Consider the following 16,639-nt stretch of genomic DNA (forward strand, 5'->3'; position numbering starts at 1 on the left):
GGCGGTCCGGTGCACGCCGAGGCCGTCTCCGCCGCGGTGCCCGCCGTGGTGGCCCACCTGCTGACCACCGGGGAGTGGACGTGAGCGCGCTGGACGACGGGTCGACCGACGGCTGGGACGACGGCTGGACCGGTGAGGTCGTCGTCGACCTCGACGCCATCGCCGACAACACCCGCGCGCTGGTGGCCGGGGCGGGCTCGGCCGCGGTGATGGCAGTGGTCAAGGCCGACGCCTACGGCCACGGCCTGGTGCCCAGCGCCCGCGCGGCCCTGGCCGGCGGCGCCACGTGGCTGGGCGTGGCCCAGCTCGCCGAGGCCCTCGCCCTGCGTGCGGCCGGGGTCACCGCGCCCGTGCTGGCGTGGCTGCACGCCCCCGGACAGGACCTCGCCCCAGCCGTGGCCGCGGGCGTGGACCTGTCGGTGTCCTCGCCGGGCGCCGTGGCCGCTGCGGCCAGCGCCGCGCAGCGCAGCGGCGTCACCGCCCGCCTGCACCTCAAGGTCGACACCGGCCTGAGCCGCGGCGGTGCCACGGTCTCGGACTGGCCCGCCCTGGTCGCCGCGGCCCTGGCGGCCCAGGCCGAGGGGACGGTGCAGGTGGTGGGCGCGTGGTCGCACTACGCCTTCGCCGACGCCCCGGACCACCCCACGGTCGCGCGCCAGACCGACGTCTTCGCCCGGGCCGTCGCCGTGGCGGAGGCGGCCGGGGCCCGCTTCGAGCTGCGGCACCTGTCGAACTCCGCCGCCACGCTGACCAACCCCGCGGCGCGCTTCGACCTCGTGCGCCCGGGCCTGGCCGTCTACGGCCTGTCACCGGTGCCCGACCTCGCCGGCCCCGAGCGCTTCGGGCTGCGCCCGGCGATGACGCTGCGGGCCCGCCTGGCGATGGTCAAGGACGTCGGCGCGGGCGTCGGCGTCTCCTACGCCCACGCCTACACGACCCCGGCGCCGACCCGGCTCGGCCTGGTGCCGCTGGGCTACGCCGACGGCGTCCCGCGCTCCGCCAGCGGCACCGGCCCGGTGCGGGTGGCCGGGGGGCTGACGACGGTGGCGGGCCGGGTGTGCATGGACCAGTTCGTCGTCGACCTCGCCGGGCTGCCCGGCGCGGGGGACGCGCGCGCGGGCGACGAGGTGGTGCTCTTCGGCGACGGTCGCGACGGCGGCCCCACCGCCGAGGACTGGGCCCGCGCGGCCGGGACGATCAGCTACGAGGTGGTCGCGCGGACGAGCGCGCGCCTGCCGCGCCGCTACGTGGGGACGTCCGGGGTGGTCCGGTCGTGAGCGGGCCCGTGGAGGTGGTCGCGCCCACCGCCGAGGACACCCGGGCGCTGGGGGAGCGGCTGGGCCGGCGGCTGCGGGCCGGCGACCTCGTGGTGCTCACCGGCGACCTCGGCGCCGGGAAGACGACCCTCACCCAGGGCCTGGCGGACGGCCTCGGGGTGCGCGGGCCGATCACCAGCCCGACCTTCGTCATCGCCCGCGTGCACCCCTCGCTGATCGGCGGCCCCGCCCTGGTGCACGTCGACGCCTACCGGCTCGGCTCGCTCGCCGAGGTCGACGACCTGGACCTGGACGCCTCGCTGGAGGAGTCGGTGACCGTCGTCGAGTGGGGCCAGGGGCTGGTGGAGCGGCTCAGCGGCGAGCGCCTCGAGGTCGCCCTGACGCGCCCCGGCGCCGAGAGCGCGGGCGAGGAGCGCACCGCGGTCCTGCGCGGGGTCGGGCCCCGGTGGGCCGGCTCCGCGCTGGAGGGGCTCACCGGGGCCTGAGGCGTCAGCGCCGGTCGGGGTCGGGGACCGCCTGGTCGATGCTCCCGGGCGGGGCGAAGGCGCTGGCCGTGGGCGCGACGGCCTGCGCCGCCGGGGCCGCGTCGCTGGTCGACCCCGCCGGCCCCCCGCCGACGGCACCGGCGCCGGCCGCCTGGGCCTGCACGCCGGACATCGTGCGCAGCGGCAGCTCGGGCAGGAACACCGTGATGACGAAGCCGACGAAGAGGACGGCCGCGGCGATGAGGAAGATGCTGTCCATGGCGTCGGTGAAGCCGACGCGGAAGGGCTGGGCCAGCACCGCGGGCAGGCTGGTGAACTGCTCGGTGCTGCTCAGCCCGCCGCTGGTGGCGGCCTGGAGCCGGCCGGCGGCGTCGGGGTCCTCGGCCAGCGCCCGCTGGAAGGCGGGGTCGGCGGCGGCGTCCTCGAACGCCGAGGCGATCCGCCCGCCGAGGAGGCTGAAGAGGGCCGAGAGGAAGACCGCGGTGCCGAGCGTGCCGCCGATCTGGCGGAAGAACGTCACCGCGGAGGTGGCCACGCCCATCTCGCGCGGGTCGACGGCGTTCTGCACCGCGAGAATCACCGTCTGCATGTTGAAGCCGAGGCCGATGCCGAACAGCAGCATCACGAGCATGATCCGCCACAGCGGCGTGTCGGCCCCGACGAGGGAGAACAGGAGCATCGCGACGGTCATCGCCGCGGTGCCGACGACCGGGAAGACCTTGTAGCGGCCGGTGCGGGAGGTCAGGGCGCCCGAGGTGCCGGCGGCGAGCATGATCCCGAGCACGAGCGGCAGCATCTGCAGGCCGGCCACCGTGGGGGAGGAGCCCCGGACCACCTGCAGGTACTGCGGCAGCAGCAGGAGGCCGCCGAACATGCCCATGCCGACGATGAGGCTGGAGGCCACGCCGACCCCGTAGGTGCGGTTGGCGAAGAGCCGCAGCGGCAGGAGCGCCTCGTCGCGGTAGCGCACCTCGGCGGTGATGAAGGCGGCGAGCCCGACCGCGCCGACGAGGTAGCAGAGCAGGGCGCCGGACGACGTCCAGCCCCACTCCCGGCCCTGCTCGGCCACGATGAGCAGCGGGACGAGGAAGACGGTCAGCGCCAGGGCGCCGGGCCAGTCGATGCGGTGCGGGCGGCGCACGTGCGGGATCCGCAGCACGCGGGCGACGACGACGAACGCCACGACGCCCAGCGGCACGTTGATGAGGAAGATCCAGCGCCAGCCGGTGAGGCCGGCCAGGGAGTCGGCGCCGGCGAGCAGGCCGCCGATGACCGGGCCCAGGACGCTGGAGGAGCCGAAGACGGCCATGAAGTACGCCTGGTACTTCGCGCGCTCCCGCGGCGGCACGAGGTCGCCGATGATCGCGAAGGCCAGCGACATGAGGCCGCCGGCGCCGATCCCCTGGACGGCGCGGAAGGCGGCGAGGGAGTACATCGACCAGGCCAGGGAGCACAGCGCCGACCCGACGACGAACACGCCGATCGCCAGCAGGTAGAAGGGCCGGCGTCCGAAGAGGTCGGAGAGCTTGCCGTACAGCGGCGTGGCGATCGTGGACGTGATGAGGAACGCCGTGGTCGCCCACGCCTGCAGGTCGTAGCCCTGGAGGTCGTCGGCGATCGTGCGGATCGCCGTGGAGACCACGGTCTGGTCCAGGGCGGCGAGGAACATGCCCAGCAGCAGGCCGCTGAGGATCGTGAGGATCTGCCGGTGGGTGAAGGTGCCGTCGGCGGCAGGGGCCGAGCGGGACGCGGGAGTGCTCAACGGTCCTCCAGGGACGTCGCGGGGGGGACGGGCGGCGGGTCGGGGGCCGGGACGGGGGCCGGGTCGGTCACCAGGGCGGCGCCGAGGTCGGTGGTGAAGCGGTGGAGGTCGGCGGCCAGGGCGTCGACCTGGGCCGGCGACCAGGCCGACAGGGCGTCGGAGATGAGCTGCGCGCGCTCGCGGCGCAGCTCCGCCGCCACCGCCCGCCCGGCCGCGGTCACCACGAGCAGGTGGGCCCGGCGGTCGTCGGGGTCGGGCTCGCGGGCCACGAGGCCCTCGCGCACGAGGTCGGCGACGTGGCGGCTGGTCGTGGACGGGTCGGCGCGGACGACCTCGGCGAGGGCGGTCATCCGCATCGGGCCGAGGCCGGTCAGCGGCATCAGCAGGGTGTGGGCCGAGCGGCTGGCGGCCTGCGCCTTGAAGGCGTGCACCACCCGGGAGAAGGCGACGACCTGCGTGAACAGCCGCCCGGCGGCGCCGGCGTGCTCGTCGGGGGGCTGCACCCGTCGAGCATACGACTGTTTGCTGCATACAACCATCGGGCGGACGCCGGTCCCGCCCCGCCCCCTCCTCGAGCCGGGGCAGGGGGCCTAGCCTGGCGCGGTGCTCCTGCTGGCCCTCGACACCTCCGCCGCGGTCGGCGTCGCCCTGCACGACGGGTCGCGGGTGCTCGCCGCCCGCGCCGAGGACGACCCCCGCCGCCACACCGAGCTCCTCGCGCCGGCGGTGCGCGCGGTGCTCGCCGAGGCCGGGGCGGACCGCCGCGACCTGACGGCGCTGGCCGTCGGCGTCGGCCCCGCGCCCTTCACCGGCCTGCGGGTCGGGCTCGTCACCGCGCGCACCCTCGGCCTGGTCCTGGGCGTGCCGGTGCACGGGGTGTGCAGCCTGGACGCCGTGGCGGCCACCGCCCTGGCCGCCTCGCCGGAGGCCCTGGCGGGCGGCTTCGTCGTGGCCACCGACGCGCGCCGGCGGGAGGTGCACTGGGCCCGCTACGCCGTGGCCGACGCCGGCGACCCGCTGCGCGGGTGGAGCCGGGCGGCGGGTCCCGCCGTCGGCGCCGCGACGGACGTGCCGGTGCAGGGGCTGCCCTGCGTGGGCCGCGGCGCAGCGCTCTACCCCGAGGCGCTGCCCGCGCCGGCAGTGGCTGCCGGATCGGCTTCCGCGGCGGGCCTGGACCCCGGGGCGCTGGCGGCGCTCGCGGCGGACCGCCTCACCCGCGGGGAGCCGCTCCTGCCGCCGGACCCGCTGTACCTGCGCCGGCCGGACGCGACCGAGCCGGCCGCCTCCAAGCGCGTCACGGCGTGAGCGCGAGCGAGGCCCCGGCGCCCTCCGCGCCCGCGTCGGCCCCGGCGCCGCTCCTGCGGGCGATGCGCTGGTGGGACGTGCAGGAGGTCGTCGCCCTCGAGCGCGCCCTGTTCGGGGCGACCGCGTGGAGCGCCGAGGCGTTCTGGTCCGAGCTGGCCGCTGCCGGGCGCTGGTACGTCGTGGCGCAGGACGCCGGCGGCGGCCCGCTGCTGGGCTACGCCGGCCTCGCCACGGCCGGCGGTGACGACGCCGACGTCCAGACCGTGGCCGTGGCGCCCGCGGCGCAGGGGCGGGGGCTGGGCGGGGCCCTCGTCGACGCGCTCGTCGCGCAGGCGCGGGCCCGCGGCGCCACGTCCGTGCTGCTGGAGGTGCGGGCCGACAACGACCGCGCGCAGCGCCTGTACGCCGCCCGCGGCTTCACCCGGATCGGCGTGCGGCGCCGCTACTACCAGCCCGGCGACGTCGACGCGCTCGTCATGCGCCTGCGCCTCGGCGGCGCTGCGGAGCCGTCAGGTCCGTCGCGGCCCGGGCCTACCCTGACCCGGTGAGCACCAGCACGACGTCCGAGCCCCTGGTGCTCGGCATCGAGACCTCCTGCGACGAGACCGGCGTCGGCATCGTGCGGGGGTCCACCCTGCTCGTCGACGCCGTCGCGAGCTCCGTGGACGAGCACGCGCGGTTCGGCGGCGTCGTCCCCGAGGTCGCCAGCCGCGCGCACCTGGAGGCGATGGTCCCCACGATCCAGCGCGCGTGCCGCGAGGCCGGCGTCGCCCTCACCGACGTCGACGCGGTGGCGGTGACCGCCGGGCCGGGGCTGGCCGGGGCGCTCATGGTCGGCGTCGCGTCGGCCAAGGCGCTCGCGCTCGGGCTCGGCGTGCCGCTGTACGGCGTCAACCACCTCGCCGCGCACGTCGCCGTGGACACCCTCGAGCACGGTCCGCTGCCCGAGCCGGCCGTCGCCCTGCTGGTCTCCGGCGGGCACTCCTCGCTGCTGCGCGTCGACGACGTCAGCGCGGACGTCGAGCCGCTGGGCCAGTCCATCGACGACGCCGCCGGCGAGGCCTTCGACAAGGTGGCCCGGCTGCTGGGCCTGGGCTTCCCCGGCGGGCCCCTGGTCGACCGCGCCGCGCGCGAGGGCCAGGCCGCGGCGATCGCGTTCCCCCGCGGGCTGAGCTCGGCGAAGGACCTGCGCGAGCACCCCTACGACTTCTCCTTCTCCGGCCTCAAGACCGCGGTGGCGCGCTGGGTCGAGGCGCGGCGGGCCGCGGGGGAGGCGGTGCCGGTGGCCGACGTCGCGGCGTCCTTCCAGGAGGCCGTCGTCGACGTGCTGACCCGCAAGGCCGTCGCGGCGTGCACCGCGCAGGGCATCAGCACGCTGCTCATCGGCGGCGGGGTGGCCGCCAACTCCCGGCTGCGGGTGCTCGCCGAGGAGCGCGCCGCCGCCGCCGGGATCACCGTGCGGGTGCCGCGGCCGGGCCTGTGCACCGACAACGGCGCCATGGTGGCCGCGCTCGGGTCGCTGATGGTCTCCCGGGGCCGCACGCCGTCCGACCTGGGCCTGCCGGCGGACTCCTCCCTGCCCGTCACCGACGTCCTGGTCTGAGGTCCGCGTGTCCGAGGGAGGAGCCAGGGTGCACGGCGAGTTCAAGGTGCCCGGCGGCAAGCTCGTCGTCGTCGACCTGGACGTCGAGGACGGCCTCCTGCGGCGCGTGCGGCTGTCCGGCGACTTCTTCCTCGAGCCCGGCGAGGCCCTCGAGGCGATGGACGCCGCGCTGGAGGGCGCCCCGGCCGACGCCGACGCGCCGGCGCTGGCGGCCCGGGTGGCCGCCGCGGTGCCACCGGGAACGGTGATGGTCGGCGTCAGCGCCGAGGCGGTCGCCACGGTGGTCCGCCGGGCGCTGGCGCGGGCGACCGGCTTCGCCGACCACGACTGGCAGCTGGTGCACCGCGGCCCGGAGAGCCCGGAGCTGCTCATGGCCCTGGACGAGGTGCTCACCGCCGAGGTGGCCGCCGGCCGGCGCGGGCCGACCCTGCGGGTGTGGGAGTGGGACCGGCCGACGGTGATCATCGGCAGCTTCCAGTCGCTGCGCAACGAGGTCGACGCCGAGGCCGCGGAGCGCCTGGGCGTCAGCGTGGTGCGCCGGGTCAGCGGCGGCGGCGCGATGTTCGCCGAGCCGGGCAACACGATCACGTGGTCGCTCACAGCGCCGGACTCCCTCGTCCAGGGCCTGAGCTTCGTCGACAGCTACGCCGTCCTCGACGAGTGGGTGATCGGCGCCCTCGCCGACCTCGGCGTGCGCGCCGAGTACCGGCCGATCAACGACATCGTCTCGGCCGCGGGCAAGATCGCCGGGGCGGCGCAGAAGCGGGTGCCCGGCGCGGTGCTGCACCACGTGACGATGTCCTACGACATCGACGCCGGCAAGATGCTGCAGGTGCTGAGGATCGGGCGCGAGAAGCTCTCGGACAAGGGCACGACGAGCGCGGCGAAGCGGGTGGACCCGCTGCGCAGCCAGACGGGCATGGCCCGCGAGGCCGTCATCGAGGCGATGGCGGCCTCCTTCCGCGCCCGCTACGGGCTGGTCGACGGCGACGTCACCGCGGCCGAGCTCGCCGCCGCCCAGGAGCTGGCCGCGACCAAGTTCGCCGACCCGGCCTGGACCGCGCGGGTGCCGTGAGGCGGCTGGCCGCCGTGCTCGCCGCGGGGGCGCTGGTGCTGGCCGGCTGCTCCGGGAGCGGTGCGCCGCCGCGGGCCGCCGCGTCGTCGACGGCTCCTGGGGCCACCGCGGAGCCGACGGCGGGGCCCGGCGCCGAGCCCGCTCCCGAGCCCGCTCCCGAGTCGGCACCGGAGCGCGCACCGGAGCCGACGCGCGCGACGACCCCCACCGCCGCCGAGGAGGAGGCGGCCGCCCGCGCGGTGGCCGCCCTCGACCTGGACCACGTCGCCGGGCAGGTGCTCGTCGCCCGCTGGTCCGGCACCGACCCCGCCGCCGCGGCCGCCCTCGTGGCCGCCTCGACGGCCGCGACGGCTCGGGTCGCGCTGTTCGGGCGGACCCCGAGAGCCTTCGCGGCGCTGGTCGACGTCCTCACCGGCGCGGCCCCGGCCCCGGGCCACCTGCCGGTCGCGGTCGAGGGCCTGCCGCCCGGGGCCGGCTGCCCGCGCTGAGCCGGCGCCCGCGGGCCCTCAGGGGCGGGCGACGACGCGCAGGCTCTGCATCGACGGGTCCGCGGCGTCCGGGATCAGCATCCCGGCGGCCACCCCGGTGGTGAGGTAGTCGACCGTGCCCTGGTCGACGACCTCGCCGGGGGCCAGCACCGGCACGCCCGGCGGGTAGGGGCTGACCATCTCGGCCGCGATCCGCCCGACGGCCTGGTCGACCGGCACCTGCTCCACGGGGCCGAAGAAGGCGTCGCGAGGCAGCATGACCGTCTCCGGCTGCAGGTCGGGCGGCGAGGGCAGGTCCACGCGCGGCGGCGCCTCGATGCTGTCGTGCTCCGCCACCAGCCGGCGCAGGGCGGTGACCAGGCGCTCCTCGGTCTCGTCGTCGTCGCCGTGGGTCAGGCGGGCGCCGATCCGGCAGACGTCGGCGGACCCGATGTCGACCTGGCACTCCGCGCGCAGCCACTCCACGGCCTGGTAGCCGGTGATGCCCAGCTCACGCACGTCGATGGTCAGCGCCAGCGGGTCGAGGTCGAACGCGCCGCCGGGGCGGACCACCTCGCGGCCCATGAGGCCCAGGCCGTCCAGCTCGTCCACGGCGCGGCGCACCCGCTCGGCGCGCGCCAGCGCGGCCGCCAGCAGGGCCTCGCCCTGCTCCACCATCTGCCGCCGCCAGCCGTCGAGGGTGGCGTAGACGAGCGAGGAGGAGCTCGTGGTGCCCAACAGGTCCTCGCGGGCCTTGAGGACCTTCGCGTCGACCAGGTCGGCGGACAGGTGGAAGACCGAGCTCTGCTCGATGGCGCCGCCCATCTTGTGAACGCTCGTCACGACGACGTCGGCGCCGGCCTGCGAGCCCCAGGCGGGCAGGTCGGGGGAGAAGGGCAGGTGCGCACCCCACGCCTCGTCCACGATCAGCGGCACGCCGAATCCGTGGCACACCGCCGCCACCCCGGCGATGTCGGCGCAGGTGCCCCAGTCGGTGGGGGAGATCAGCAGCATCCCCTTGGCGTCGGGGTGCTCCTCCAGCGCCCGCCGCACGTCCTGCGGCTCCGGCGGGTGCGCCAGGTGGAGGTGCTCGTCGAAGTGCGGGTGCACCCAGACCGGTTGCACGCCGCTGATGATCACGCCCGCCATGACGGACTTGTGGGCGTTGCGCGAGACGAGGAGCTTCTCGCCCGGCCCGGCGACGGAGATCATCGCGCTCTTGACCGACAGCGAGCTGCCGCAGGTGGAGAAGAACGCCTTGTCGGCGCCGACCGCGTCGGCCATGAGGTCCTCGGCCTGGGTCAGCACGCCCTGGGACTGGCGGCGGTCGTCCAGCCCGTTCAGCGTGAGGATGTCCGAGGCGAAGACGCCCTCCCCGACGACCTCCACCACCCGCGGGTCAGCGCCCCGGCCCTGCTTGTGGCCGGGCGGGCCGTAGACGACGTCGTTCCGCCGGCGGAACTCGAGGATCGACTCGAGGACGGGGGTGCGGGAGTGGTCCATGCGGTGCGGCCTCCAGGGTGCGGGCCTCCGGCCGGAGCCGCCCGGAGCGCAGTCCTGCGCTACCCGACGCCCGAGAGGGCAAACCGGCGGGCGCTCAGGGCAGGGCGGCCGCCAGCCGCGGCAGGGCCTCCTCGACGGCGGGGGAGAAGGCGGTGAACGCCGTGGCCTCGACCCCCGGCGGCGCTCCGCGCGCCCGGCTCCGGCTGCGCTGCCAGGTGCCCACGACCTGGCCGTCGGCCACGACGGTGGCCCGGAACATCCCGTTGCCGCCGGGCACGACCCGGTCGGCGTGCTCGCGCGGCAGCACCGCGCTGCGGTCGGCGTAGCCGAGCAGGTGCTCGTCGAAGGCCGGCAGCAGGAGCACGCCCTGCGCCTCGGAGCGGCAGGCGGCCAGCCGGTCAGGGGTCTGCGGGTCCATGAGCTGGAGCGCGCCGTCGACCACCACCTGCTCCAGGGAGGGGCTCGCCAGCGCCACGCCGGCCCTCACGTCGGCGGCGCGCAGGCCCGTCCACCACGCGAAGTCCTTCGCCGTGGCGGGCCCGTGGCTGCGGAAGTAGCGCAGCGCCCACTCCCCGAGGGACTCCTCGCGCTCCAGCGGTCGCGGCGCGGCGACCCACTCGGCGAGCAGCACGAGCTCGGCCTCGCCCTCGCGGGTGGGGCCGAAGACCACGGCGCCGCTCTGGGCCAGGTGCCACAGCAGGTGGTAGCTGCGCTGCTTCACGCCCAGCAGCCCGGCCTCCTCCCAGAGGGCCAGGAGCTGCTCGCGCCGCAGCCGCCGCCCGCCCGACAGGGCCTCGACGGCGATCTGCCGCGCCAGCTCGAGGTGCTCGGGCTCCAGGCCGAGGGCCGCCCGCCGCGAGGCGGCGCCGGCGATCAGGCGCTCGCTCGTCAGGGCGAGCATCCAGCCGAGGTCCTCGGCCGACACCAGGTGCAGCGTGCCGCGCATCGGCCAGGACCGGACCACCTCGCCGGCGTCCATCGCCGCAGCGACCGCCGCCGCCGTGCCCTCGCGCGTGCGCAGGGCGACGGCGGTGCGGGCGCTGCGCTCGTCCTGCGCCTGGACGGCGCCCATCCAGCGCACGGTCTCGGCGGCGGAGCCGCACGCGGGACCGGCCAGGCGCTGGGCGACCAGCCGGAGGAGCGCCACCTCGCGGGTCGTGATCACGGGCCCACGCTAGGGGGCGTCACCGACCGTTCCGGCAGTTCTCCCCAGGTGTTCTCCACAGGTGGGGATTCCGTCACGCTGCGCAACCGGAGCGGGTCAGGCCGGCGCCGCGCGGGCGACCGGGCGGGCCAGCACCACGCTCTGCTGGCCGGCGACCCGGGTCAGCACCACGGTGGCCTCGCCCGGCCCGGACAGGCGGAGCTGGCGGCGCAGCTGCTCGACCTCCAGGGCGCTGCCGCGCTTGAGCACCTCGACCCGGCCCACGCCGCGGTCGCGCAGCCGGGTGCGCAGGGCCTTGAGCCCGAAGGGCAGCACCTCCTCGACGACGAGGGCGCGCGCCAGGGGCGTGCGCACGAGGACGTCGGAGGTGACGTAGGCGATCGTCGGGTCCAGCAGCCGCCCGGAGACCAGGGCCGCGACCTGCCCGACCAGGCCCGAGCGCACGACGGCGCCGTCGGGGTCGTAGAGGTAGGTGCCCACGCCGGACGCGTCGCGCACGGCGTCCGGGGTGCCCATCCCGACGTCGTCGACCTCGGTGGCCCCGCCGTCGCGCAGCACCAGCGCGCTGGCGCGCAGGCCCGGGCGGGCCAGCGGCCCGAACCAGACCGCCGCCTCGACCACGTCGCCGTCCACCGACACCCACTGGGTCTCTGCTCCCGGCGGGGCGAGGTCGCGCGGGATGCCCGGCGCGAGCTTGACGCCGGTGGCCGGCACGGCGCGGGCGACCTCCAGCACGGCGTCCCAGGGCGGGGAGGCCCGGTGGGGGTCGAGCACGCGGCGGCCGCTGGCGGTGCGCCGGGCCGGGTCCAGCCAGGCGCCGTCCACGCCGGACAGGTCCACCGACATCGCCTCGGCCTGGCGCACCTGGGCCTCGGGCCAGTGGCGCAGGTTCACCGTGGCCACGGCGGCGGTGGTCTCGTCGCGGTCGACCGCGAGCACCCGGCGGTCCAGGCCGGCCAGCGCCATCGCGTCCCCGCCGATGCCGCACCCCAGGTCGGCCACGCGCTCGACGCCGGCCAGGGCGAAGCGCTGGGCGTGCCGGGCCGCCACCTCCAGCCGGGTGGCCTGGGCCAGGCCCTCCACGGTGAAGAGCATGCCGGCGGCGAACGGCCCGAACTTGCTCTCGGCGCGGGCGCGCAGCCGGGACTGCGTCAGGGCCGCGGCCACCAGCGCCGGGTCGACGCCCTCGCCGCGCAGGCGCTCGGCCAGGCCCATCGCGGCGTCCTCGCGGTAGGGCGGCAGCGCCTCGAGCAGGGCCCAGCCCTCCGGCGTCAGCAGCGCCGAGAGCCCTGCTGCGTCCACGCCCCGATCCTCGCACGCCCGAGCACCCGGGTGGCTGGCACTCCGGTTGACCGAGTGCTAACGCCGGTCCTAGAGTCGCACTGGCACTCTCCCCGTGAGGGTGCCAGCTGCTGCGGCGGCGCCGGCCGGCACCGCGACGACGGACGGCACCGCAGCGCGGCGCAGACATCGCACCACCTGAACCGCTGTCAGAGCACCACCCTCACAAGCGAAGGGGAGGTCCGCACGTGTCGGTCTCCATCAAGCCGCTCGAAGACCGCATCGTCGTCAAGCCGCTCGACGCCGAGCAGACGACCGCTTCCGGCCTGGTCATCCCGGACACCGCGAAGGAGAAGCCCCAGGAGGGCGAGGTCCTGAGCGTGGGCCCGGGCCGCATCGACGACAACGGCAACCGCGTCCCGCTGGACGTCTCCGTCGGCGACAAGGTCATCTACTCCAAGTACGGCGGCACCGAGGTCAAGTACGGCGGCCAGGAGCTGCTCGTGCTCTCTGCGCGCGACGTGCTGGCCATCGTCACCCAGTGATCCACCGGCCGGAGAGCGGCGCCAGCCGCCGCCCCGGCCCCTGAACGGCGCGCCCCGGCGGCCCGGTACGCACCGGGCCCCGGGGCGTCCGCCGTCCGCGCACAGCCCAGCACCTCCCGAACCAGATCGAGGTAGTCAGACATGGCCAAGACGCTGCTGTTCAACGACGAAGCCCGGCGCGCGCTCGAGCGCGGCGTGGACGCGCTCGCGAACGCCGTGAAGGTGACGCTCGGCCCCCGCGGCCGCAACGTCGTCATCGACAAGAAGTGGGGGGCGCCCACCATCACCAACGACGGGGTGACCATCGCCCGCGAGGTCGAGCTGGAGGACCCCTACGAGAACCTCGGGGCCCAGCTGGCCAAGGAGGTCGCCACCAAGACCAACGACGTGGCCGGTGACGGCACCACGACGGCGACCGTGCTGGCCCAGGCGATGGTCCACGAGGGCCTGCGCAACGTCGCCGCCGGCGCCGGTCCGGCCGCCCTCAAGCGGGGCATCGACGCCGCGGTGGACGCGATCAGCGCGCAGCTGCTCGAGACCGCCCGCGAGGTCGGCGGCAAGGAGGAGATCGCCCAGGTCGCCACCATCTCCGCGCAGGACGCGGCCGTGGGCGACCTGCTGGCCGAGGCCTTCGACAAGGTCGGCAAGGACGGCGTCATCACCGTGGAGGAGTCCTCCACGATGGCGCTCGAGCTCGACTTCACCGAGGGCATGCAGTTCGACAAGGGCTACATCTCGCCCTACTTCGTCACCGACTCCGAGCGCATGGAGGCCGTCCTCGAGGACGCCCACGTGCTCATCACCCAGGGCAAGATCTCCTCGGTCGCCGAGCTGCTGCCGCTGCTGGAGAAGGTGCTGCAGACCAGCAAGCCCCTGTTCATCATCGCCGAGGACGTCGACGGCGAGGCGCTGTCGACCCTCGTGGTCAACAAGATCCGCGGCACCTTCACCGCCGTCGCGGTGAAGGCCCCGGGCTTCGGCGACCGCCGCAAGGCGATCCTCCAGGACGTCGCGATCCTCACCGGCGCCCAGGTCGTCAGCCCCGAGGTCGGCCTCAAGCTCGACCAGGTCGGGCTCGAGGTGCTGGGCTCCGCCCGCCGCGTGGTGGTCACCAAGGACGACACCACGATCATCGACGGCGCGGGCGACCCGGCCGAGGTCCAGGCCCGCGTGGGCCAGGTCAAGGCCGAGATCGAGCGCACCGACTCCGACTGGGACCGCGAGAAGCTGCAGGAGCGCCTGGCGAAGCTGGCCGGCGGCGTCTGCGTCATCAAGGTCGGCGCGGCCACCGAGGTCGAGCTCAAGGAGCGCAAGCACCGCATCGAGGACGCCGTCTCGGCGACCCGCGCGGCCATCGAGGAGGGCATCGTCGCCGGTGGCGGCTCCGCCCTCGTGCACGCCGCCTCCGCGGTCGACTCCCTGTCGCTGACCGGTGACGAGGCCACGGGCGCTCGGATCGTTCAGCTCTCGGTGGTCGAGCCGCTGCGCTGGATCGCCGAGAACGCCGGGCTCGAGGGCTACGTCGCCGTGGAGCGCGTGCGCGGCCTCGAGGCCGGCTCCGGCCTCAACGCCGCCACCGGCGAGTACGGCGACCTGCTCGCGCAGGGAGTCATCGACCCGGTCAAGGTGACGCGCTCGGCGCTGCGGAACGCCGCCTCCATCGCGGCCATGGTGCTGACCACTGACACCCTCGTGGTGGAGCAGCCCGAGGAGGAGCCCGAGGCCGCTGGCCACGGGCACGGGCACGGTCACTGACCTCCAGCTCCCCCGAGCCGCGCGCGGCTCGGGGGAGCGCCCCCTCGGCACCCGCTGAGGACCCCCTGAGCACGACGAAGGCCCCCGCCACTGGCGGGGGCCTTCGTCGTGCTGGTCTCGCGGTGGTGCTGGTCTGGCGGTGGTGCTCAGCTCGCGTCGGCCACCGCGGTGAGGGTGGTCTCGGCGGTGCGGCTGACGCGCTGCGCGGCGTAGATGCGCTCGCGGTCGTCCTCGGTGAGGCCGCCCCAGACCCCGTAGGGCTCGCGCACGGTGAGGGCGTGGGAGCGGCAGGCCTCCACGACGGGGCACGCGCTGCACACGGCCACGGCCGCGGCGTCGCGGTTGCGGCGGGCCGGGCCGCGCTCGCCCTCGGGGTGGAAGAACAGGTTGGTGTCGTAGTCGCGGCACGCGCCCTGGAGCTGCCACTCCCAGACGTCGGCCACCGGGCCGGGCAGTCGCGAGATCTCAGCCATCGGTTCTCCTCAGGTGCTGCTGGTGCGGCCGTTCGGTCGCACCGGTGTTTGGTCCGTCAGCACGTGGGGGTACTAGATCCCCAGCGGCGCCGGTACCGGTCGATGACGACACTACAACCGCGCCAGACGTTGTTCAAGCACCTGATCAAGGTTCTTCGCCGGGGGCACCCACCCGCGCGTCGATGAGTGGCAGCGCCGCCCCGCCCGTCCCACACTGGCGGCATGAGCCCGCCCGAGCCCGGCCCCGTGGACGACGGCCCGCCGGCCCTCACGGTGGCCGCCGTGGCGCGCCGGCTCGGGGTCGCCCCGGCCACGCTGCGCACCTGGGCCCGGCGCTACGGGCTCGGCCCCTCGGCCCACGAGGCCGGCGCCCACCGCCGCTACACCTCCGCCGACCTGGCCCGCCTCGTGGTCATGCGCCGGCTCACCCTCGAGGGCGTGCCGCCCGTCGTGGCCGCGCGCACGGCGATCGGCTCGACCCCGGACGTGCCCGGCGACGAGGCCGGCGACGGCGGGTCGGCTCCCGTCGTCCACGTGCTCACCAGCCCGGCCGCCGAGGAGCTGGTCAGCGCCGCGCGCGCCACCGCGGCCCTGGTCGACGCCCGCACGCCGCTGACCCGCAGGCCCTCGCCAGCGGGCCGCGACGCGCTGCAGCAGGCGGCGCTCGACTCCGACGCCGCCGCGTGCACGCGCCTGGTCGCGGCGGCCTGCGAGCGGCTCGGCCCGGTGGCGGCGTGGGAGGAGCTGGTCGCGCCGGCCCTGCGGGCTCTCGGGCGCCGCTGGGAGGCCACCGGCGTCGGGATCGACACCGAGGTGCTGCTCTCCGCGGCCGTCCTGGAGGCGCTGCGGGGGCTGCCCGCGCCGCAGCGCACCACCTCGGCGGTCGTGCTGCTCGCCGCCGCCGAGGGCGAGACCACCAGCCTGCCGCTGCACGTCCTGGCGGCGCAGGTGGCGGCCACGGGAGCGGTCCCGCGGGTGCTCGCCCCCGGGCTGCCGCGCGAGGCCCTGGCCGCCGCCGTGCGGCGCACCGGTCCGGTGGCGGTCCTGCTGCACGCCGCGCACCCGGTCCGCGACGGCGCGCAGCTCGCGGCGCTCCCGCGCCTGCGCGCCCCCGCCCGCCTGGTCCTGTCCGGTCCCGGGTGGGAGGGCGTGCGCGTGCCGGAGGGCCGCACCGCCTCGCGCACCGACGACCTGGCCGCCGCCGGCGAGCTCCTCGCCCTCGCCGCCGCTCCCTGACCGCCGCTCCCTGACCGCCGCTCCCTGACCCGCCGCACCCTGACCGCGGCTCCCTGACCGCGGCTCCCTGACCGCCGCACCCTGACCGCCGCACCCTGACCGCCGCTCCCTGACCGCCGCTCCCTGACCGCCGCACCCTGACCGCGGCTCCCTGACCCGCCGGCTCCTCGTCCGCCCGGCGGTCCCGGGGCCCGGTGGGCGGCCCTGTGCCCACCCGGAGCGGGCACGGGGCGGCTCCGTGCCCGTCTGGATGGCACAGGGGCGCCCCGTGCGCAGCGGGGGGCGCCGCGGGCCGGTCGCATCCCGCGCCCGGATCGTCCTCAGGTGCCCCCTGTGCCGTGCCGATGGGGACGGGGAAGAGCCGGCCGCCCTGGCCGGCGGTGCCCACGTGTGCGGAGGTCCCCGGTGTCGACGGTGATGGTGTGCGACGACTCCCCGGTCGTGCGGGAGAACCTGCGGCGGGCGGTGGCCGGCGTGGCCGGCGTGGCCCGCGTGCTCGGTGCGTCCTCGGGCGAGGAGGTGCTGGCCCGCTGGGCCGCCGAGCGCCCCGCGCTCGTGCTCATGGACGTGCGGATGCCCGGCATCGGCGGGGTCGAGGCGGCGCGCCGCCTGCTCTCGCGCCACCCCGGTGCCGCGGTGCTGATGCTGACCGTGGCCGAGGACGTCGACGGGGTGGCCCGCGCGGTCACCGCCGGGGCGCGCGGCTA

17 protein-coding genes are annotated in these 16,639 nt (G+C 76.6%); 11 read left to right on the top strand and 6 right to left on the bottom strand.

Going from position 1 to position 16,639, the window contains the following annotated elements; genetic code table 11:
- Nucleotides 1–89: 89 nt before the first annotated feature.
- Together alr and tsaE are read left to right on the top strand one after the other, a co-directional pair.
- Complete coding sequence (gene alr / locus AC5FZL_RS09455) at nucleotides 90–1,277, top strand: alanine racemase (protein ID WP_493618346.1); 1,188 nt, start codon at nucleotides 90–92, stop codon at nucleotides 1,275–1,277.
- Entirely contained in the window at nucleotides 1,274–1,762 is a 489-nt protein-coding gene (gene tsaE / locus AC5FZL_RS09460) for a tRNA (adenosine(37)-N6)-threonylcarbamoyltransferase complex ATPase subunit type 1 TsaE (protein WP_493618331.1), read from the top strand. Before alr ends, tsaE begins: the two co-directional genes overlap by 4 nt.
- A gap of 4 nt (nucleotides 1,763–1,766) precedes the next feature.
- Here tsaE and AC5FZL_RS09465 read toward each other — a convergent pair whose 3' ends face one another.
- Both AC5FZL_RS09465 and AC5FZL_RS09470 read right to left on the bottom strand, forming a co-directional pair.
- Nucleotides 1,767–3,524, bottom strand: coding sequence for an MDR family MFS transporter (locus tag AC5FZL_RS09465; RefSeq protein ID WP_493618332.1), 1,758 nt, complete (start codon nucleotides 3,522–3,524; stop codon nucleotides 1,767–1,769).
- The gene (locus AC5FZL_RS09470; RefSeq protein ID WP_493618333.1) at nucleotides 3,521–4,027 is read right to left on the bottom strand and encodes a MarR family winged helix-turn-helix transcriptional regulator; all 507 of its coding nucleotides are present in this window, start codon (nucleotides 4,025–4,027) and stop codon (nucleotides 3,521–3,523) included. The genes AC5FZL_RS09465 and AC5FZL_RS09470 overlap by 4 nt, the downstream gene beginning before the upstream one ends.
- 100 nt (nucleotides 4,028–4,127) lie before the next feature.
- Between AC5FZL_RS09470 and tsaB the strand changes: the two genes are divergently transcribed.
- The 5 genes from tsaB to AC5FZL_RS09495 all read left to right on the top strand — a co-directional run bounded on the left by tsaB (nucleotide 4,128) and on the right by AC5FZL_RS09495 (nucleotide 7,995).
- The gene (tsaB, locus tag AC5FZL_RS09475) at nucleotides 4,128–4,829 is read left to right on the top strand and encodes a tRNA (adenosine(37)-N6)-threonylcarbamoyltransferase complex dimerization subunit type 1 TsaB (RefSeq protein ID WP_493618334.1); all 702 of its coding nucleotides are present in this window, start codon (nucleotides 4,128–4,130) and stop codon (nucleotides 4,827–4,829) included.
- A gap of 62 nt (nucleotides 4,830–4,891) precedes the next feature.
- Nucleotides 4,892–5,377, top strand: a complete 486-nt coding sequence (gene rimI, locus AC5FZL_RS09480) for a ribosomal protein S18-alanine N-acetyltransferase (RefSeq protein WP_493618347.1) — start codon at nucleotides 4,892–4,894, stop codon at nucleotides 5,375–5,377.
- The gene (gene tsaD / locus AC5FZL_RS09485; RefSeq protein WP_493618335.1) at nucleotides 5,374–6,432 is read left to right on the top strand and encodes a tRNA (adenosine(37)-N6)-threonylcarbamoyltransferase complex transferase subunit TsaD; all 1,059 of its coding nucleotides are present in this window, start codon (nucleotides 5,374–5,376) and stop codon (nucleotides 6,430–6,432) included. Before rimI ends, tsaD begins: the two co-directional genes overlap by 4 nt.
- 28 nt (nucleotides 6,433–6,460) lie before the next feature.
- On the top strand, nucleotides 6,461–7,507 hold the full coding sequence (lplAB, locus tag AC5FZL_RS09490) for a lipoate-protein ligase LplAB (protein ID WP_493618336.1): 1,047 nt from the start codon (nucleotides 6,461–6,463) through the stop codon (nucleotides 7,505–7,507).
- Complete coding sequence (locus tag AC5FZL_RS09495; RefSeq protein ID WP_493618337.1) at nucleotides 7,504–7,995, top strand: hypothetical protein; 492 nt, start codon at nucleotides 7,504–7,506, stop codon at nucleotides 7,993–7,995. Before lplAB ends, AC5FZL_RS09495 begins: the two co-directional genes overlap by 4 nt.
- An 18-nt stretch (nucleotides 7,996–8,013) precedes the next feature.
- On the opposite strand, the gene AC5FZL_RS09500 is transcribed toward AC5FZL_RS09495, so the two are convergent.
- The 3 genes from AC5FZL_RS09500 to AC5FZL_RS09510 form a co-directional block, all read right to left on the bottom strand.
- Nucleotides 8,014–9,477, bottom strand: a complete 1,464-nt coding sequence (locus AC5FZL_RS09500; RefSeq protein WP_493618338.1) for an aminotransferase class I/II-fold pyridoxal phosphate-dependent enzyme — start codon at nucleotides 9,475–9,477, stop codon at nucleotides 8,014–8,016.
- A 94-nt stretch (nucleotides 9,478–9,571) separates the two neighbouring features.
- Nucleotides 9,572–10,642: a winged helix DNA-binding domain-containing protein gene (locus AC5FZL_RS09505; RefSeq protein ID WP_493618339.1), complete on the bottom strand. Its 1,071-nt coding sequence runs from the start codon at nucleotides 10,640–10,642 to the stop codon at nucleotides 9,572–9,574.
- A gap of 96 nt (nucleotides 10,643–10,738) precedes the next feature.
- Entirely contained in the window at nucleotides 10,739–11,944 is a 1,206-nt protein-coding gene (locus AC5FZL_RS09510; protein ID WP_493618340.1) for a class I SAM-dependent methyltransferase, read from the bottom strand.
- Nucleotides 11,945–12,171: 227 nt separating this feature from the next.
- Here AC5FZL_RS09510 and groES point away from each other — a divergent pair, with 227 nt between their 5' ends.
- Both groES and groL read left to right on the top strand, forming a co-directional pair.
- Nucleotides 12,172–12,468, top strand: a complete 297-nt coding sequence (gene groES, locus AC5FZL_RS09515) for a co-chaperone GroES (protein ID WP_493618341.1) — start codon at nucleotides 12,172–12,174, stop codon at nucleotides 12,466–12,468.
- A 141-nt stretch (nucleotides 12,469–12,609) separates the two neighbouring features.
- A complete protein-coding gene (groL, locus tag AC5FZL_RS09520; protein ID WP_493618342.1) occupies nucleotides 12,610–14,223 on the top strand; it encodes a chaperonin GroEL in 1,614 nt (537 codons plus the stop codon).
- A 146-nt stretch (nucleotides 14,224–14,369) separates the two neighbouring features.
- Here groL and AC5FZL_RS09525 read toward each other — a convergent pair whose 3' ends face one another.
- Nucleotides 14,370–14,696, bottom strand: coding sequence for a WhiB family transcriptional regulator (locus AC5FZL_RS09525; protein WP_493618343.1), 327 nt, complete (start codon nucleotides 14,694–14,696; stop codon nucleotides 14,370–14,372).
- A gap of 222 nt (nucleotides 14,697–14,918) precedes the next feature.
- On the opposite strand from AC5FZL_RS09525, the gene AC5FZL_RS09530 reads away from it, so the two are divergent.
- Both AC5FZL_RS09530 and AC5FZL_RS09535 read left to right on the top strand, forming a co-directional pair.
- A complete protein-coding gene (locus AC5FZL_RS09530; protein WP_493618344.1) occupies nucleotides 14,919–15,932 on the top strand; it encodes a MerR family transcriptional regulator in 1,014 nt (337 codons plus the stop codon).
- 405 nt (nucleotides 15,933–16,337) lie between these two features.
- On the top strand, nucleotides 16,338–16,639 hold a 302-nt coding region (locus AC5FZL_RS09535; protein ID WP_493618345.1), incomplete at its 3' end, for a response regulator.

This window comes from Quadrisphaera sp. DVD1 (assembly GCF_058932755.1).

What these genes read in the sequence shown, in the direction of transcription:
- AC5FZL_RS09500 (WP_493618338.1), bottom strand. Translation starts at nt 9,477, where the DNA reads ATGGACCACTCCCGCACCCCCGTCCTCGAGTCGATCCTCGAGTTCCGC.
- rimI (WP_493618347.1), top strand. Translation starts at nt 4,892, where the DNA reads ATGCGCTGGTGGGACGTGCAGGAGGTCGTCGCCCTCGAGCGCGCCCTG.
- AC5FZL_RS09530 (WP_493618344.1), top strand. Translation starts at nt 14,919, where the DNA reads ATGAGCCCGCCCGAGCCCGGCCCCGTGGACGACGGCCCGCCGGCCCTC.
- groL (WP_493618342.1), top strand. Translation starts at nt 12,610, where the DNA reads ATGGCCAAGACGCTGCTGTTCAACGACGAAGCCCGGCGCGCGCTCGAG.
- AC5FZL_RS09525 (WP_493618343.1), bottom strand. Translation starts at nt 14,696, where the DNA reads ATGGCTGAGATCTCGCGACTGCCCGGCCCGGTGGCCGACGTCTGGGAG.